The sequence below is a fragment of the Paraburkholderia translucens genome, assembly GCF_020881035.1.
Taxonomy (GTDB): domain Bacteria; phylum Pseudomonadota; class Gammaproteobacteria; order Burkholderiales; family Burkholderiaceae; genus Paraburkholderia; species Paraburkholderia translucens.
The window spans coordinates 228,181-245,105 of record NZ_JAJITC010000003.1; the positions used below are offsets into that span (position 1 = coordinate 228,181).

14 protein-coding genes are annotated in these 16,925 nt (G+C 65.2%); 4 read left to right on the forward strand and 10 right to left on the reverse strand.

Annotated elements, in window-relative coordinates:
• Window positions 1–10 precede the first annotated feature (10 nt).
• The 5 genes from LJ655_RS06585 to LJ655_RS06605 all read right to left on the reverse strand — a co-directional run bounded on the left by LJ655_RS06585 (window position 11) and on the right by LJ655_RS06605 (window position 6,944).
• A complete protein-coding gene (locus tag LJ655_RS06585) occupies window positions 11–1,774 on the reverse strand; it encodes an AMP-binding protein (protein ID WP_230560457.1) in 1,764 nt (587 codons plus the stop codon).
• A gap of 25 nt (window positions 1,775–1,799) precedes the next feature.
• The gene (locus LJ655_RS06590) at window positions 1,800–3,101 is read right to left on the reverse strand and encodes an acetyl-CoA C-acetyltransferase (RefSeq protein ID WP_230560458.1); all 1,302 of its coding nucleotides are present in this window, start codon (window positions 3,099–3,101) and stop codon (window positions 1,800–1,802) included.
• Window positions 3,102–3,153: 52 nt separating this feature from the next.
• Window positions 3,154–4,089: a MaoC/PaaZ C-terminal domain-containing protein gene (locus tag LJ655_RS06595; protein ID WP_230560459.1), complete on the reverse strand. Its 936-nt coding sequence runs from the start codon at window positions 4,087–4,089 to the stop codon at window positions 3,154–3,156.
• 14 nt (window positions 4,090–4,103) lie between these two features.
• Window positions 4,104–5,519, reverse strand: coding sequence for a 3-oxoacyl-ACP reductase (locus LJ655_RS06600; RefSeq protein WP_230560460.1), 1,416 nt, complete (start codon window positions 5,517–5,519; stop codon window positions 4,104–4,106).
• 174 nt (window positions 5,520–5,693) lie between these two features.
• Window positions 5,694–6,944, reverse strand: coding sequence for an MFS transporter (locus LJ655_RS06605; RefSeq protein WP_230560461.1), 1,251 nt, complete (start codon window positions 6,942–6,944; stop codon window positions 5,694–5,696).
• A 421-nt stretch (window positions 6,945–7,365) separates the two neighbouring features.
• Between LJ655_RS06605 and LJ655_RS06610 the strand changes: the two genes are divergently transcribed.
• The 4 genes from LJ655_RS06610 (at window position 7,366) to LJ655_RS06625 (ending at window position 10,754) form a co-directional block, all read left to right on the forward strand.
• Window positions 7,366–8,760: a 3-deoxy-D-arabino-heptulosonate 7-phosphate synthase gene (locus LJ655_RS06610; protein ID WP_230560462.1), complete on the forward strand. Its 1,395-nt coding sequence runs from the start codon at window positions 7,366–7,368 to the stop codon at window positions 8,758–8,760.
• Between the two features lie 32 nt (window positions 8,761–8,792).
• Window positions 8,793–9,725: a hypothetical protein gene (locus LJ655_RS06615; protein WP_230560681.1), complete on the forward strand. Its 933-nt coding sequence runs from the start codon at window positions 8,793–8,795 to the stop codon at window positions 9,723–9,725.
• A 164-nt stretch (window positions 9,726–9,889) separates the two neighbouring features.
• Complete coding sequence (locus LJ655_RS06620) at window positions 9,890–10,318, forward strand: YybH family protein (RefSeq protein WP_230560463.1); 429 nt, start codon at window positions 9,890–9,892, stop codon at window positions 10,316–10,318.
• Between the two features lie 34 nt (window positions 10,319–10,352).
• Window positions 10,353–10,754: a GFA family protein gene (locus tag LJ655_RS06625; RefSeq protein WP_230560464.1), complete on the forward strand. Its 402-nt coding sequence runs from the start codon at window positions 10,353–10,355 to the stop codon at window positions 10,752–10,754.
• Window positions 10,755–10,812: 58 nt separating this feature from the next.
• Here LJ655_RS06625 and LJ655_RS06630 read toward each other — a convergent pair whose 3' ends face one another.
• From LJ655_RS06630 to LJ655_RS06650, 5 genes are all read right to left on the reverse strand, one after another.
• On the reverse strand, window positions 10,813–11,817 hold the full coding sequence (locus tag LJ655_RS06630; RefSeq protein WP_230560465.1) for a Csu type fimbrial protein: 1,005 nt from the start codon (window positions 11,815–11,817) through the stop codon (window positions 10,813–10,815).
• The gene (locus LJ655_RS06635) at window positions 11,808–14,168 is read right to left on the reverse strand and encodes a fimbria/pilus outer membrane usher protein (protein WP_230560466.1); all 2,361 of its coding nucleotides are present in this window, start codon (window positions 14,166–14,168) and stop codon (window positions 11,808–11,810) included. The genes LJ655_RS06630 and LJ655_RS06635 overlap by 10 nt, the downstream gene beginning before the upstream one ends.
• Window positions 14,119–14,940, reverse strand: coding sequence for a fimbrial biogenesis chaperone (locus LJ655_RS06640; RefSeq protein WP_230560467.1), 822 nt, complete (start codon window positions 14,938–14,940; stop codon window positions 14,119–14,121). The genes LJ655_RS06635 and LJ655_RS06640 overlap by 50 nt, the downstream gene beginning before the upstream one ends.
• Before the next feature lie 6 nt (window positions 14,941–14,946).
• The gene (locus tag LJ655_RS06645) at window positions 14,947–15,453 is read right to left on the reverse strand and encodes a Csu type fimbrial protein (protein ID WP_230560468.1); all 507 of its coding nucleotides are present in this window, start codon (window positions 15,451–15,453) and stop codon (window positions 14,947–14,949) included.
• A 268-nt stretch (window positions 15,454–15,721) separates the two neighbouring features.
• Entirely contained in the window at window positions 15,722–16,726 is a 1,005-nt protein-coding gene (locus tag LJ655_RS06650; protein WP_230560469.1) for an alpha/beta hydrolase family protein, read from the reverse strand.
• Between the last annotated feature and the right edge of the window lie 199 nt (window positions 16,727–16,925).

A 16,925-nucleotide genomic window follows, 5' to 3' on the forward strand; every position in this document is an offset into this window, starting at 1 on the left:
CTTATTCCCGTCAGGCAGACTTCTGCTTCGCGAGTTCCTCGTCGCGCAACGCGCGGCGCAGGATCTTGCCGACGTTGGTTTGCGGCAGCTCGTCGCGGAACTCGACCAGCTTCGGCACCTTGTAGCCGGTTAGATTCTTGCGGCAGTACGCGATCACCTGCTCGGCGGTGAGCGTCGGCGTGCGCCGCACGATGAAGACCTTCACGCGCTCGCCCTGCGCGGGGTCGGGCACGCCGATCGCCGCGACTTCGCGCACGCCCGGATGCGCGGCGATCACGTCCTCGATTTCATTCGGATACACGTTGAAGCCCGACACGACGATCATGTCCTTCTTGCGATCGATCAGCCGGATAAAGCCGCGCGAATCCATCACGCCGATGTCGCCGGTCGCGAGCCAGCCGTCGTCGTCTAGCACCTTCGCGGTTTCCTCCGGGCGGTTCCAATAGCCTTTCATGACCTGCGGCCCCTTCACGCACAACTCGCCCGCCTCGCCGATATTGGCCCAGTTGCCGTCGTCCTTTCTGAAGCGCACCTGCGTGGATGGCGCGGGCAGGCCGATCGAGCCTTCGAAGTCGCGCAGATTGGACAGATCGACAGGATTCATCGATACGATCGGCGAGCACTCGGTGAGCCCGTAGCCCTCGACGATCGGCTTGCCCGTCACCGCCTTGAAGCGCTCGGCGACGGCTTTTTGCGTCGCCATGCCGCCCGCCATCGCGAGCTTCAGGCCGGAAAAGTCACGCCGGCAGAATTCCTCGTTGTCGAGGAACGCGTTATAGAGCGTGTTGACGGCGGTCATGCCGGTGAATTTCTCGTGACGGATGATCATCATCACGCGCTTCATGTCGCGCGGATTCGCGATCAGAATGTTGCGCCCGCCGAGCCCCATGAAGATCATCGCGTTCAGGGTCAACGAGTAGATGTGATAAAGCGGCAGCGGCGTCAGCACGGTTTCGCCTTCGCCGGACAGCTGTCCCGCGGCCCACGCCTTCGCCTGCAACAGATTGGCGATGATGTTCCGGTGCGTGAGCATCGCACCCTTCGGGATGCCGGTGGTGCCGCCCGTGTATTGCAGGAATGCAATGTCTTCATGTGTCGCGCTGACCGGCTTGAGAGGCAGCGAATAGCCAGCTGAGAGCGCTTTGAGCAGCGGCACCGCCCGCGGCAGCCTGTAGGCGGGCACCATCTTCTTGACGTGACGCAACATGAAATTGAGCAGGCGCCCCTTCAGGTTCAGGCCGTCGGCGAGCAGATCGCCGAGGCCCGTCACGATCACGTTGCGCACCTGGGTGTCCGGCAATGCATCTTCGAGCGTCTTCGCGAAGTTCTCGAACACGACGATCGTCTGCGCGCCGCTGTCTTTGAGCTGATATGCGAGTTCGCGCACCGTGTAGAGCGGATTCACGTTGACGACCACGCCGCCCGCCTTGATCGTGCCGAACAGCGCGACCGGATACTGGAACGTGTTGGGCAGCATGATCGCGACGCGATCGCCCGGCTGCACGCCGATGCTTTGCAGGTACGCGGCAAACGCGCTCGCCTTGCGGCCCAGCTCGCCGTACGTCAGGTTCGCGCCGACGCTCACGTAGGCGACGCGGTTGCGGAACTGCGCGGTGCATTCGTCGGAGAACTGGCCGATCGACTCGTACTGCGTAATGTCGATATCACGCGGCACGTCGTGCGGGTAGGACCCGTACCAGATGCCGTCGGTGTTGGGCGCATGCGCGCCGCTCGCGTCATGCGTTTGCGGCGGGGCATGGGTAGGCTGGGTCATCGGTTGTCTCCTGAAGTGTTGGAATCTAGCGTTCCAGAATCGCGACCACCCCCTGGCCGCCCGCCGCGCAGATCGAGATCAGCCCGCGCGCGCTGCCGGCCGGTTTGTCGAGTTGCGCGAGCATCTTTGCGAGCGCGGCGAGGATGCGTCCGCCCGTCGCCGCGAACGGGTGGCCGGTCGCGAGCGAGCCGCCGTTCACGTTGAGCCTCGCGCGATCGATCGCGCCAAGCGCGCCGGTGAGGCCAAGCTGCGTGCGGCAATATTCGTCATCCTGCCATGCCGCGAGCGTGCACAAAAGCTGGGCAGCGAACGCTTCGTGGATTTCGTAGAAATCGAAGTCCTGCAACGCGAGGCCCGCGCGCGCGAGCATGCGCGGCACCGCGTAGGCGGGCGCCATCAGGAGGCCTTCCTGCCGGCCGAAAAAGTCCACGGCCGCCGTCTCCGACCAGCTCAGATACGCAAGCACCGGCAAGCCGCGCCCGGCTGCCCACGCTTCGCTCGCGAGCAGCACCGCGGAGGCGCCGTCGGTGAGCGGCGTCGAATTGCCCGCGGTCAGCGTGCCGGCGTCGCGGTCGAACACCGGCTTCAGATTCGAGAGCTGGTCGAGCGACAGGTCGGCGCGCAGGTTGTTGTCGCGCGCGAGGCCTTTGTACGGCGTCATCAGATCGTTGATGAAGCCGCGCGTGTACGCATCGGCCAGCTTGCGATGGCTCTCGTACGCCAGCGCGTCCTGCGCCTCGCGCGAGATGTTCCAGCGCTTGGCCATCAGTTCGCAATGCTCGCCCATCGACAGCCCCGTGCGCGGCTCGACGTTGCGCGGCAGGAGAGGCTTGAAGAACATGCCGGGCCGCAGTCTGCTGAGCGCGCTGATCCGTTGAGCGGTGCTCTTGCCGCGATTCGCTTCGAGCAGGATCTTGCGCATGCGCTCATTGACGCCGATCGGCGTGTCGGACGCGGTATCGACGCCGCCCGCGATGCCCGCGTCGATCTGCCCGAGCGCGATCTTGTTGGCGACGAGAAGCGCCGCTTCGAGGCCGGTGCCGCAGGCCTGCTGCACGTCGTAGGCGGGCGTTTCCCTGGCGAGCGTGGTGGACAGCACGGACTCGCGCGTCAGGTTGAAGTCGCGCGAATGCTTGATGACCGCGCCCGCCGCGACTTCGCCGAGACGCACGCCGTGCAGGTCGTAGCGATCGATCAGACCTTGCAGCGTGAAGCTCAGCATGTCCTGATTCGATGCGGTCGCATACGCGGTGTTGGAGCGGGCAAACGGAATCCGGTTGCCTCCGACGATGGCGACGCGGCGCACGGCGGGTTGCGGGTAGGACATGCTCGGCTCCTCGGGTTGTGGCCGGATCGCAGGGCTACAGTGTGCTCGCGGCTCATAGCAGCCGCCACTGCATGCGCCCGCGCAAATGGGGCTTTTCCCCAGCGATATCGCGCACCTCGAACTCGCGCTCGATCAGCGACGCGGATGCGCTCCACAGCGTCGCTTCGCCCGGCAGCAGCATCGGCACCCTGAACTCGGCGCTCAGCGTCGCTTCGGCAAGCGCCTTGGGCGGCTGCAATGACGATGCGGCGCGCGCGAGCGTCCACATGCCATGCGCGATGGCGCGCGGAAAGCCGTACGCTTTCGCCGCCAGCGCACTCATGTGGATCGGGTTGTAGTCGCCCGACACACTCGCGTAGTCGCGGCCCAGTTGCGGCGCGAGTTGCCAGCGCGCGATGCGCTGCAGCGCATCGGGCCCGAGCGTCAGCGCTTCGAGCGGATGGCCGAGCGCCGGCACCGAGCGCTTCAGATAGATACTGTCGCCGTCCCACACCGCCTCGCCGCGCCGATAGATACGCGTATGCACGACGAACGCCTGACCCCTGTCGTGACGCAGCAGCGCGCCGAATTCGACCTCGATGCGCAGCAGGTCCTTGTACGCGAGCGGGCGGCGCAGCCGCACGTGATTGGCCAGATGCACGAGGCCGAGCGCGGGCCACGGAAACGCCGGGTCGGTCAGCATCAACAGATGCAGGGGAAACGCGAGCAGATGCGGGTAAGTGAGCGGCACGCCGTGCTCGGGAATGAAGCCGCACACGCGCGCATAGCGCCACACCGGTCCCGGATCGAGCGCGACGGCGGGCCGCACGAGGCGCAGCGCCGGCAGCCGCGAGTCGCGTCCGCGCTTGACGAGGCCCGTCAGCGCGCGCCCATACAGCTTTGCCGGTGCGGGCAGCGTATCGATGACGATGGTTTTCGGCCGCGAGCCGTCGCCGCCCGGTGCGTTCGCATGCTGACGGCTGCCGAACGGATCACCCGGTTCGCCCATGCTGTTGCTCCCGTTCAGGCGCCAATCAGGCTTTGACCGCACACGCGCACGACCTGGCCCGTCACGCCCGCCGAGCCCGGATGCGCGAGCCACGCGATGGTCTGCGCGACGTCGACGGGCTGGCCGCCCTGGCTCATCGAGTTCATGCGGCGGCCGGCCTCGCGGATCGCGAACGGAAGCATCGCGGTCATCTGCGTTTCGATGAAGCCGGGCGCGACCGCGTTGATCGTGATGCCGCGCGCGCGCAGGTGCGGCGCCATGCTCTCGATGCGGCCGATCACGCCAGCCTTCGAAGTCGCGTAATTGGTCTGGCCGGGATTGCCCGCGATGCCGCTGATCGACGACACCGCGACGATGCGCCCGCCGTCGCGGAGGATGCCGCCCGCGAGCAGCGCGTCGTCGATGCGCTCCTGCGCGCTCAGATTGATGTCGATCACGCCTTGCCATGCGGCGTCGGACATCTTCGCGATGGTCTTGTCCTTCGTGATGCCGGCGTTGTGCACGACGATATCGACACCGAGCTCGTCGAGTGCGGCGGCGATCTGCGCGGGCGCTTCGGGCGCGGCGATGTCGAACGTGAGCGCGCTGCTGTTCAACTGACGCATCGTCGCGGCGAGCGCGTCGCGCGCGGACGGAACGTCGAGGCCGATCACCTGCGCGCCCTCGGCTGCGAGCACGCTCGCGATCGCCGCGCCGATGCCGCGCGCGGCGCCCGTGACGAGCGCGCGCCGTGCGGCGAGCGGCTGGCGCCAGTCGAACGCGGGCGCGTTGTGGGGGATCGTGCCGTTGGCCGCGATCCGCACCACCTGGCCCGACACATAGGCCGAGCGCGGCGACAGAAAAAAGCGCAGCGTCGCCTCGGCGCCGCCTTCCGCGCCTTGCCCGATGTACACGAGATTCGCGGTGATGCCGCGCCGCGCCTCCTTGCCGAGCGAGCGCACGAGCCCTTCGAGCGCGCGTTGGGCGGTCCATTGACGCGGGCTCGCGCAGGCCTCGGGCGGCCGCCCGAGCACGACGATGCGCCCGCACTTGCCGAGCGAGCGCAGCGTGTCGTGGAAAAAGCCGTGCAGCGGTTCGAGCTGGCTGCTGTCGTCGATACCGCTCGCGTCGAACAGCAGCGCGGCGAGCTTGCCCGGCGAACCGGCTTCCGCCGGCTCGAAGCGGCCGGTCATCAGGCCGCGACGGTTGGCGAGCGCCACCCACAGCGCGGCGCTGTCGTGCGCGACGCTCGTCATGCCGACGCTCGCGACGAGACTCGCAAGCGCGTCGAGCAGCCGGGGTTCGCGGCCCGCGCCGATCGCGATCAGACCGTCGAACTCGGGGCGGTCCGCGCGATAGCGCCGCAGCACCTCGGGCTTCGGCAGGCCGAGCGAGCGCACGAGACCCCCGCCGAACGGCGAGTTGACGAAGTTCAGATACGAGTCGTTCATGTGATCGGTTGCTCCGCTGGACGCGCCGTAGCTGGCCTCTTTGCTCTCCGGGGCCGCCGGACGTGTGCCAGTGTGCCTTGAGTTGCGTGGCGCGTCATGCCGCGCGGACGAAAAAAAAGCCGTTCCGAATGGATCGGAACGGCTTCGCCGTAGCGGTTCGAGCGCCTGACGCGCTTACACCTGTCCTCCGACAGCGCTCCCCGTCGAGCCCGCCTCGACGACGTCACGCGCGGACTGCGTCATGTCGATGCCGCGGCGCTCCCGGCTGAACGGAATCAGCGCGCAGATCACGATCGCGACGACGCCGATCACGACCGCCATCACGAGCGCGTAGTCGTTGTTGTGCAGTTCGGCGAGCTTCGCTTGCAGCGGACCGTTGACCGACGCGATGAGATTGCCCAGCTGATACACGAGGCCGGGGAAGGTCGCGCGAATTTCATCGGGCGAGATTTCGTTCAGGTGCACCGGAATCACGCCCCATGCCCCTTGCACCGAGATCTGCATCAGGAACGCACCGAGCGCGAGCAGCATCGGCGTGCTCGAGAAAGCCCACAGCGGCAGCACCGGCAGCGCGATCAGCGCGGCGATGAAGATCGCGCGCTTACGGCCGATCCGCTCCGACATCCAGCCGAAGAAGAGCCCCCCGCAAATCGCGCCGATGTTCAGCGTGATCGTGATCCACGACACCGTGTGCGCGCCGAATTGATGCTGCACGCGCAGGAAGGTCGGATACAGATCCTGCGAGCCGTGCGAGAAGAAGTTGAACGCGGTCATCAGGATGATCGCGTAGATCGACAGGCCGATATTCTGCTTGAGCGTCGCGACGAGACCGGGACGCACCTTCTTTTCGAGCGTCTGGAACGCCGGCGACTCCGGCACGTGCGCGCGAATGTAGAGCACGAGCAGCGCGGGCAGCACGCCGACGAAGAACATGCCGCGCCAGCCGATGTATTGAAAGAACAGGCCGAACACGATCGAAGCCAGCAGGTACCCGCTCGGATAGCCGGCCTGCAGGAGACCCGAAACGATACCGCGCGACTTCGGCGGCACGGTTTCCATGGTCAGCGCGCCGCCGACACCCCATTCGCCGCCCATCGCGATACCGAACAGGGCGCGCAGCACGAGCAGCGTCATCAGGTTCGGCGACAGGCCGGACAGCAGTTCGAGCAGCGAAAAGCACGCGATGTTGAGCATGAGGGTCGGACGGCGGCCGTGTTTGTCGGCGAGCCAGCCGAAAATCAATGCGCCGAGCGGACGCATCATCAAGGTCAACATGATCGCGACCGCGACCGACGGAATGTCCGTATTGAATTCCTGCGCGATATCTTTCAATACGAACACCATCAGAAAGAAATCGAATGCGTCGAGGGTCCAGCCCAGATAGGCGGCGATCGTGACGTTTCTTTGTTCCCGAGTCCAGCTCATGGATCGTTCTCCCGAGTCTCCAGATCTCCAGAAGTCCGCGTTGGACGACGGGCCGCTCCATTGCCCCTTGCGCTTGACGGCAGACGTTTCCGGGCGAGTGTACGCCGAGCGTTAAGCGGCTGCTTGATTGAAGCCGCGTTTATCGGTGTTAATCCCGAGCAAATTTCGTGCTGAATCCGCAACGCATACTCAATGTCGGTCAAATGTAATGGCGGGAGCGATTCGTGTGTGTCGTTTGTAATGTTGATCGGGACTACGCCAAGCGTTCTTTGGTCAGATCGATGGCCATGACGTTTTGACTGGACGAGCGCGGTTCTGCCGGGCTGCGCACCTTACGACGACTCGTAGACCGGCGGGGCGCGCCGCGCGCCGCACCGAACGTTCATGTACAGTTACTTCGCCAACGTATCGACATATCGCTATGTCAGTGAAGCCATCGCCCTCCTTGCTCGATGAGAAGCTCGACGCTGTCGCGCGCCGTTATCGCCTGCCGGCGCTCGCGATCGTGTGTGCATCGACGCAGCAGGCGAGTCCCGCCACCATGCTCGCGCTCGCGATCGAGCAGGCTCGCGAGGCGAGCGCGCGTGGCGAAGCGCCGGAGGCGGCGAACCGGCGGCTCTTCATCGAGACGCTCGCGCGCATGATTCGGGACGCGATGCGCGAGGAAGGCGGCGACCCGGTGTTTCAGGCGATGCTGCTGCGGCATCGCAACGCCGTGGTGCGCGAGTACGCGTCGCTCGCCGCGCACGCAAGTGTCGATCGCCGGCTGATTCACGCGGCCGTCAATGCGATCGCTCATCCAGCCAAACAGCAGCGGTTGCTGCCCGGTCCGCAACGCGATGCGTTGGCGCGGCTGCACGCGCTCGCGTTCGCCGAGGCGTGGCCCGCGCTGGCCGACGCCTTGCAGCGTTGCCTCGAGACCCCGCGAATCGCGCATGAAGCGGCGCTGCAACGCGGCCTTGCGCAATTGCTGGAGAGTGACGCGTTGCATCGCCTGCGGCGTCTCGACGCGCTCACGTCCGACGAGCGCGTGCGTCACTACCAGGTGCTGTGGGATCGCCAGGGGCCGCGCCCGGGAAGCTCGAGTGCCGTCGCGCGAGGCTTGAGCTCGAAGCGGCGCGGCGCCGCGGTCGAAGCATCGGCCACCGATGCGCTCGCCGCACTCGCGCGGCGGCTGAACGACGCGCAGGGTGAGTTCGCGACTTACCGTGTCGTGAATTCGATGCGCGTGCCGGCCGCGATACCCGCGAGCCACGAGCGCGCGAAGACCGAATGGGACGTGGTGCTGCTGCGCGAGGCGCAGCCTCCGGCCGACGCCGCGACGTGGGACGTGTGCCTGCTCGTCGAAGCGAAGGCATCGGTGGACGCGGCCACCACCGATCTGCCGCGGCTCGTGCGCGGACTGACGCTGCTCGCGCACGCGGACCCGCACACCGTCTATTCGTTCCGCACGTTGCAGGGGACGGTGCGGCTGCGCGGCGCTTCGCTGGCCGCGCTGACGAGCGACGGACCCGGTCTGCGCAGGACCGTGCTCTATTGCTGCGACGCGCCCGTCGAAGCGACGCCGCGCGTGCTGAGTCCCGCGAGCCGGATGCAGCTGCTGTCGGCCCACGCCAGCCTCGAATTCGCGAGCGCGCTGGCGGAAGGTCGCGAAGCCGATTCCGCGGACCTCGAACCGGTGTGGCGTCAGTTGCTCGAATCGCCGCGATGGCGCGCGGTGCTCGACCAGTACGCCACGCTGCGCGAGGTCCGCGAATTGATGGTTCATCCGGAAGACCTGCGGGCCGCGGTCGATATCGCCACGCAAGACGGTTGAGCGCCGCGCGCGCATCGCTAAGGAGGCGGACCATGAGCAGGCTTGCCAGATCAGCAGCCGTCGACGAGCGGGCCCGGCGGTGGTGGAGCTTCGTCATAGCGACGCTTTTCTGCTTCCTGTGCCAGAGCACCTTCGCGCAAGCGGACGACAGCGCGGCTCGCCTGCGGGACAAATATCAGAGTCTGACGCAGCAACTTGCGCACAACCCGTTTCAGCGTCCCTTGCACCTTGAATCGCAGGAGTTGCCGTCGGCGCTCAAGGGCGATATTTATGGTGTGCTCAATTATCCTTTCGCGGTGGTCAGCGGCGCGCTCAGCGACCCGGCGCAGGGCCCGGCCAACTGGTGCGACGTGCTGATCCTGCATCTGAACACCAAATACTGTCATGCCTCGAGCGGCGCCAATGGTACGGTCCTCACCGTGAACATCGGCAAGAAAACCGAGGAATCACTGTCGTCGTCCTACCGGGTGCAATTCGACTTTCGCCCGGTCGCGAGCACCCCGGATTATTTTCGCGTCGAGCTAAGCGCGGCGACGGGGCCGCTCAGCACGAAAGACTACCGGATCGTGCTGGAAGCGATACCCGTGGACGATAGCCGCACCTTTATCCATCTGACTTACGCCTATGGGTACGGCACGGCGGGACGGCTTGCCATGAAAACCTATCTGGCGACGATCGGCAGCGACAAGGTCGGCTTTTCCTCAACGCGCGATCCATCGACGGGCGAGACGCAATACATCGGCGGCGTGCGTGGTCTGGTGGAACGCAATACCATGCGCTACTACCTCGCCATCGATGCCTATCTTGGTGCGCTGTCCAGTCCGGCCAATGCCCGCGTCGAAAAACGCTTCGCGGACTGGTTCGATGCGACCGAGCAGTATCCGCGGCAATTGCATGAGGTCAGCCGCGCCGACTACATGCAAATGAAGCACAACGAGTATCAACGTCAGCAGACCGCCCAGTAGGATGCGCGGCGGCGCGCCATCGAATTGAAATCTTGCGTCGCTCAGGTGTCGATCCGGAGGTTCGTCGAACGTCGTTGCCTGGTAGGACAATCGGTCAGCAACGTCGGATTCGCGTTTCGCGCCGATTCTGGCCGCCATCACAACCCGATTCAGGAGAACACACCGTGGACAGACCCGACAATCCGATCCTGCAGGTGCTGGAAGACTACACAGCCGCGGTATGGGCAAAAAACGTGGACTCGTTCGTCGCGCTATACGACCGGGATACGGTGGTCTTCGACATGTGGGGGGCATGGTCGCACCATGGCATCGCATCGTGGCGGGCAGTGGTCCAGGGCTGGTTCGGCTCGCTGGGTAAAGAGCGGGTGATCGTGGATTTCAGCGATGCGCGAACGATCGTGGCCGCGGACCTCGCCGTGGTTCACGCCTTCGCGACTTACAAAGCCGTCGATGCCGACGGCCTGGAGTTGCGCTCGATGGACAATCGCCTGACCATGACGCTCCGGCAGCAAGCCGAGGGGTGGAAGATCGTCCACCAGCACACGTCGTCGCCGATCGAGGTCGGCACGGCGCAAGTCATTTTCAGGCGCTAACTCAGCGACACGCCCTTCTGTTCAAAGCCCAGCCATGAAACCATTGCTTGCCGGCCGATGCCTTTGCGGCGCCGTCCATTACTCGGTAAAGGACGAGTTCGTCTATGCGTTGAACTGCCATTGTTCCAACTGTCGGCGTGCAACCGGCTCGGCGTTCAAACCATTCGCGGGCATCGAGCGTGACAAGCTGCGTATCACCGAGGGCGAAGACAGCCTGTTGATTTTCGGTGATGAACGAGCGGAACACGATGTGCGCTGCAAGCTATGCGGAAGCCTGATGTTCTCGGTGGTTCGTCAGGGGCAATACGTTCATGTCACGCTGGGAACCCTGACGGACTCACCCTCCATGCGTCCCACTGCCCACATTTTCGTGGGTTCGAAAGCACCGTGGTATTCCATCACTGACCAACTGCCGCAACACGACGAATTCGGGTAAATGCGCGCGGTCGTTTGCGTGGAGCGGCCGCCTGTTCGTCGCGTCTCGCGTGAATCCCTTAGTAGTACAGCGTGACGACGATCGTATCGACGTAATCGCCGACTGCAAGGTCGGGTTGGGCTGGCACGAGGCCATAAACGGTGAGAGATACCGTGTTGCCGGCAGTGTCGGTCGTGCCTTGAACCATGCTTGCGTCATCGTTGCCCCAGACCTGCGTGGCGCTCGAGTCCTGATACAGCTGATAGCGCACGAATCCGCCGGTTCCGGCCATGCGGCGCATGGAGCCATCGAAATTCAGCCCATTGTCGAGGCCCACGCTCCAGGTCGTGCCGGGCGGGCATTCGACCCGGATGTTGCCGGTTTCCCTCAACTGGCTTAGAGGAGGGGGCACGGCTCCGAAGTCGATATCGGTGGCGGCAACCCAGCAACCGTACTCGAACGTCGCAAGGACGCCTGAGGAATTGAACATGGAGATGCCGCCGCCGATCCCGCCGGTGGTGCAGTCCGCCGAACTGGCAAAGCTCGCGGTGCTGTACCGGAAGCGCAGAAGGCCCGTGATGCCTTGCTCCGAAAAGGGGATGGCCGCGGGAACCGCTTGCCCCGGATAGACCCAGCCGTAGATGGGGATATTGACGGTCTGAGGCGTCGCAGGTGCAGCCACGATCTGCACCTGGTAGACGGGCGTGGAGCCCGGTGCTCCGATGTGCTGTGTGTGGACGGGATCGGAAAACAGGTCGTAGTTGAGATAGGCGTTGTTGTAGTTGCTCATGCGCCGTGTCGGCTGCCCACCGCTCCATTGGCCCGGGTTCAGATAGATGCAGACCTGGTAGTGGAAGGTTTGGCCACCTGAAAAGTCCGGCTCGCAGGTAATGTTCAGCTGGGATGTAGCCGGGCGGCCACTGCTCGTGACCGTGCCGAAGTCCATGCCGAACGCGCCGTTGACGAAACAGGAGTCCGAGGACTGCGCGTGGGCCGGCTGTACGTGAAGCGCCAGGGCGACGAAGACCGCGAGCCAGAACATGAGCGCGGCCGGGTTGCGAGGCGACGCGCGGGCTATCGGCATGGCTGATCTCCGAGGTCGATCCGGCCGCGTTGGGGCAGTGTGTCCGGCAGAGTCGCGACGCATTGGCCCGTGTTCAAGGGCACGGACAGCCGCGCACCTGCGGGCGGGTTCTCGAGGAATACGCGGCCGTCATAGCCGATCGTCACGGGAAGGCTGCCGGGGTCGAGCACGGCTTGCGTGCCCGCCGGTATCGCTTCGCCCGTCACGCTATGTACGGAAAAGTCGAGCATCAGCATGGTCTGCATCTCGAAGCGCGCCAGCATGCCGCTTCCTGTCGAGGGGACTGCCTGCATGCGCACGCGCTCCACGCTGACATCGGCCGGCAGCCCGCGCGGATCGATGGACAGATCGTTGTTCTGCCACGCGTTGAGTGGCGTCACCAGCAGCAGGCCGTTGTCGTCGGTGGTGCCGATCAGGCGGTTTTCCAGTTTGACCGGGACGCCGGCGATGCCGTCGGTCGATACCAGCGCGAAGGCATCGTAGACCCTGCGCATGGGGAACACATGACCTTGCATCAGGAGCACCCCCCCTGTGACGTCGGCATACACCGTGCTGTTGCCCGCGCTCTGGTTCCTCAAGTATTGGCCGCCGAGCCGCCATTGCCCGAAGCGTGTGAGCTGGCTGATCTCGGCCTGGCCGCCCGCATCCTCTCCGGCGCTGGCCTGAACGCGCCAGCCCCAGCCGTCGGAGTCGCCGGGAATGCTTTGCGCGGCGCCGACAGTTCCGGTGTTGCCTCGACCCTGGTGCACAGCGCTCGCCCAGGTCTGGACCCGGTTGCCGAGCGGCAGCGACCAGTAGGCATAGGCTGTGGTTCCACCGTGGCCTTCGAGATCGCGATTCGCACCCACGCTGAAATAGCCAAATCTCCCAAACGACTGCGACCAGCTGAGGCCCGCGTAGCTTGCGCCCGGAAGATCCTGGTATGTCTGATGCACAAAGCTGGCGCCTAGCTGACCACGTCCGAGATTCCAGCCGAGGAACGCCTGCGAACTGCTCAGCGGCAACGTCGAGCCCTCGAGCGTGCCGATGTCCTGGAACGCGTCGTTGCGGCGCAAGGTCGAGAGATTGACGCTGAAGCCGTAGCCGCGCCATTCGTAGCCGGCGCCGTATTGCTGTCCGCGCCTGCTGCCGTGGTTGCTGGTAGCGAAGGACGCGCTGATGACGCCGGCCTGGCCTAGCCGGACGGCTGCGCCGACGCCGCCCATGGTCAGGCCGTGGGAGGTCTCGCCATGCGCCTCTAGCGTCAGATAATCGGTCACGCCATAGCGGCCGCTGCCGCTGAACATGGCGTTGTCCGCGTAGGAGAACGAGCGAATGCCGTAATCGAGACGCAGTGCGCCGACCTCGAACGACCAGTCGCTGAGGCCCTTCTGCAACAGTCTCGTGCTGTTGTAGAACGGAATGTTGACGACTCGCCGCTGGCCGGTGATATCGGTGACCACGATCTGCGCCGTACCCGCGCCCGAGATGACGGGCGCGCCGACGACCTGAAACTGGCCCGGCGCCACGGGCCCCTGCGCCTGCCGCACGCCATTGATGTAAAGGTCGACGAGCGACGGGACCGCCGTCTCGCCGACGAACGAGGCCAGCGGCACCGTGACCCGGTAAGGCTGCAGCTCGAAGTTGCGCGAGATGCGCAGGCCGCCGAACCGCATGGTGCGAGTCCACGACAAGGCGCCGCTCAAGGCGTCGCCCATCGTCACTGTCGTCATCGAGTCCGGAAAATCCAGTTGCCAGGATGTGTCGAGGCGGATATTGCGTTCGCTGTCGGTGCCATAGCCGCGGGTCAGCTGCGTCAGGTTACTGGTGCGCCAGATTCCGGGCCCCACCCCGAACAGACGCAGTTCGGTCCAGCCGCTGGCGCTGGTCGTATCGTTGTCCCTTTGCGTGTAGAAGTCGTAGTTCAACAACAGGCCGGGTGCACGCGTCGCGGGGTCCAGATGCGGCACGGGCGGCGTCGCGTAGCCGACCTCCGAAGGCGGACCGCTCAATAATTCGACGGGCGCAAAAATCTCGAGTCGCTGATTGGCCACGTCGTATTGGGTTTGCAGGTTTGGCAGGCTGGTCAGGTCGACGAGGCCGCTGGCAGTCGCGGCGCCGGGCCAGGTCAGGCCGAGCCCTAGCAGCGTGTTCGCGTCGGTATAGATGTGTCCGTCGCGCACCACGAAATGTTCGATTCGCCGGAGTTCCACATGATTGACCGCCACCTCCAGATAGAGGTCTTGTCCCCGCGAAGAGTCGATGTCTGCCGGCGGGGCCGCAGACCAGGCAGGCGATAGCACTCCGGCGACAAGACTAAGGCTAGCGGCCAGCACCGTCCATTGGCACCGCCTGCGCTTCAGTGTCGTCATCGAATCGGGCCTTGAGCGTCATGCCTGGCGGCAAAGGATAAGGAACGTTCAGAGGCCAGCGCATGTGTTGGCCAGACAGGACATAGCCGACCAGCCCGCCATCCACGGACTGGGTCTGGCCGCCGGATGCCACGGTGCTCAAGGCGCTGATGCGGATGGCGTGGTTGCCGTCGTTCTCGACGCGTAACTCGGCCTTGCCGTCCTGGCCGGCCGCTACCTGGGCGTGGACATTGCTGAGGTCGGTTCTGATGACGGTGGCACCGTGCTGTGGTCTCGGCACCGGCGGGGTCGGCGTGGTGTTCACGAAGATCGGCAGCGAATAGCGCATCAGCAACCTCAGGCCGGTTCCGTGCGGCACGCTCTGGTGCGGCAGTTCGTCGATCAGCAGGCGGTAGCTGAGCTCACTTGCGGGCGTCGTCGGGTGGAGGCGGATCACGCGCACGGTCTGCTGATGGCCCGGCGCGATGTGCATGATGGGCGGGCTGACTACGAGCTCACTCGAGGCCGCCGGGCTCAGATGATCCTGACCGTCTTCCTGGGTCCAGCGCATGATGCGCACCTGTGCCTCGACGGCGTCTTGCCCCTTGTTGGCGATCTGGATCGTCTGGCCTTGCTGCGTGGGTTGGAATTCCATGCGGACCGGTGCGACCTGGAGGATCGCGGCGGCTTGCGCTGGCGCCGCGCCGCCGACGGCGGCGACGATGGCTGCTGCACTCCAGACGCCACGGAGCAGGGGTGGCTGAACCAGTGAACGCATGGAGTGCATGGACATCCCCCATCAGTAGGAAATCGTTGCGGTGACGGTATCCAGATACTGGCCCACTGGTTCTGTACCGCCCACGGTAGCCGTTGCATAGACAGTGAGCGGGATGTTGTAGCCGGGACCTATGCCGGTCCCGGTGCCCGAGTACCACGAGGGCGCGTCGTTCCCCCAGTTCGTACCTGTCGAGTCGTGGCTCAGGGTATAGGGAATCCGGGTGCCCGCCGTGGATTCCATGGCGCGCGCGTTGACATCGCCCGTGACGGTGCCGCCATTGAGTCCCAGCGTAAAGGGCAGGCCGTTGGTGCACTGGACGTTGATGGTGCCGGTCTGCGAGTACGTGCTCGCGGCCGAGAGCTGCGTGCCGAAGTCGATGTCCGTGGCTGAAGAGATCAGGCAGGTACCTTGAATGGTGATCCTGACCTGGAAGGTGGTCGTTGCGGTGGTCTGGGCCTGCGCCGAGGCCGCGATGGCTGCAAGCGCGGCGATGGCCAGCAGCTTTGACAAGTGAAGAGTGGCACGCATTTGTTCTATCCCTCCGGACAGGAATCACGGACGGTCAGCCGAAGGCGGCACCTGAGAACGGCAGCCGGTCATCGACGCCGGGGGCATGGGGCCAGCAGCCGGAACTGCCTTTCGTAGAGGGTAATAACAGTTTTGCGGCGAATCAAGGAAATATGCCTGTGGGCACGGTCGGCATCGCGGGCTCATCGATTCGAACGACAACCAGGCGGACTTGCATAGGTTTCCTGAATGACGCCCTCTGTAGGTGGCCCGCGTTCTATCCGTGCACTCAGTGCTGGCGCAGCACGGCCTCGAAAAACTGCACCACGGCGGCGTTGAATCGCTCATGGAACGCAGCCCGGTCGAACCCCGGCTTGCTGTCGCAGATCTGCGGCCGCCGCCGCGCAAGACGCGCGTCGCACGGCGGCAGGAAGTCGTAGTGGCCTGCGTTGTCGACGACGTGCCAGGCGGGAGCGCGGGGCAGGCCGTCGCGTACCGGCTCATCGTACCAGGGATGCGGCTGATGACGATCGTCGGCGGCGCTCCATAGCTGCACCGGCGCGCGAACGCCGCTGAGCCCGGCGCGACCGAACGCAAATCCGAACGATGGCGCGGCGATGACGACGGCCTCGATGCGCGGATCGTGGACCCAGGCGCCGGCGGGCACCTGCGCGCCGGAATGAACGTCCACGTTCGCGTGCCGCAAGGCCTCGCACAGATCATGATCGGGATGGGCCTCGCAAAACGGGGCGATCGTCGCAAGATCCGGAATGCCGCCCGCTGCCACGAGCGCGGTGAAGCCGCCGTTGGAAAAGCCAAATGCGCCGACGCGGGCCGCATCGAGCTGCTCGTGCCCGTGCCAGTCGTCGAGCATGTAGTCCACCAGCCGATGAAGCTGGGCGGGACGGCGCCAGAGTTGCAGCACGCGGCTCTGATCGTCGAAAGTGTCGCCGGCGTGACTGAGCGCCGCCGCGACGAAGCCCGCACGAGCGAGAGCGAGCGCCGTGTCGTAATGGCCGCCATACCAGCCCGCACCGCCGTGCGACAACACCACCAGCGGCAGGTGCCGGCCGGCGATCGGGGCGTCCGGCGCGATGGTCTGGGTGAGATCGCCCAGAGCGTGCGGCGTTGCCGGCGCGGTGGTCGGATACCAGATTCCGGCCGCGAGCGGCGGTTCGGCGCCATTCGGTATGGCGACCTGCTCAAAGCCGACATCGGCCGCGAGGACGGGCGCGGCGGGCATCAAGGCCAAAAGGGCAGCAACAATGGTCATCAATCTCACGATGCTCTGCATGGTTGTCGTCGCTGAGATGAACTTCGGGCGGCTCGAGGCTATGAGACCAAAGTCCAATTGAATATTTCAGAACCGGGTTCAATAGTAGTGAAAAGTCGGGTTTTATCGACAACAAAACCATCGCGACTGTCTTCCCGAAGATGCCGGAATCGCAGGCAGGTTCCGGTATTGCCGTCAAACAGGTTCCAGTGGGTTTGAG

What these genes read in the sequence shown, in the direction of transcription:
- LJ655_RS06585 (WP_230560457.1), bottom strand. Translation starts at nt 1,774, where the DNA reads ATGACCCAGCCTACCCATGCCCCGCCGCAAACGCATGACGCGAGCGGC.
- LJ655_RS06590 (WP_230560458.1), bottom strand. Translation starts at nt 3,101, where the DNA reads ATGTCCTACCCGCAACCCGCCGTGCGCCGCGTCGCCATCGTCGGAGGC.
- LJ655_RS06595 (WP_230560459.1), bottom strand. Translation starts at nt 4,089, where the DNA reads ATGGGCGAACCGGGTGATCCGTTCGGCAGCCGTCAGCATGCGAACGCA.
- LJ655_RS06600 (WP_230560460.1), bottom strand. Translation starts at nt 5,519, where the DNA reads ATGAACGACTCGTATCTGAACTTCGTCAACTCGCCGTTCGGCGGGGGT.
- LJ655_RS06605 (WP_230560461.1), bottom strand. Translation starts at nt 6,944, where the DNA reads ATGAGCTGGACTCGGGAACAAAGAAACGTCACGATCGCCGCCTATCTG.
- LJ655_RS06610 (WP_230560462.1), top strand. Translation starts at nt 7,366, where the DNA reads ATGTCAGTGAAGCCATCGCCCTCCTTGCTCGATGAGAAGCTCGACGCT.
- LJ655_RS06615 (WP_230560681.1), top strand. Translation starts at nt 8,793, where the DNA reads ATGAGCAGGCTTGCCAGATCAGCAGCCGTCGACGAGCGGGCCCGGCGG.
- LJ655_RS06625 (WP_230560464.1), top strand. Translation starts at nt 10,353, where the DNA reads ATGAAACCATTGCTTGCCGGCCGATGCCTTTGCGGCGCCGTCCATTAC.
- LJ655_RS06630 (WP_230560465.1), bottom strand. Translation starts at nt 11,817, where the DNA reads ATGCCGATAGCCCGCGCGTCGCCTCGCAACCCGGCCGCGCTCATGTTC.
- LJ655_RS06635 (WP_230560466.1), bottom strand. Translation starts at nt 14,168, where the DNA reads ATGACGACACTGAAGCGCAGGCGGTGCCAATGGACGGTGCTGGCCGCT.
- LJ655_RS06640 (WP_230560467.1), bottom strand. Translation starts at nt 14,940, where the DNA reads ATGTCCATGCACTCCATGCGTTCACTGGTTCAGCCACCCCTGCTCCGT.
- LJ655_RS06645 (WP_230560468.1), bottom strand. Translation starts at nt 15,453, where the DNA reads ATGCGTGCCACTCTTCACTTGTCAAAGCTGCTGGCCATCGCCGCGCTT.
- LJ655_RS06650 (WP_230560469.1), bottom strand. Translation starts at nt 16,726, where the DNA reads ATGCAGAGCATCGTGAGATTGATGACCATTGTTGCTGCCCTTTTGGCC.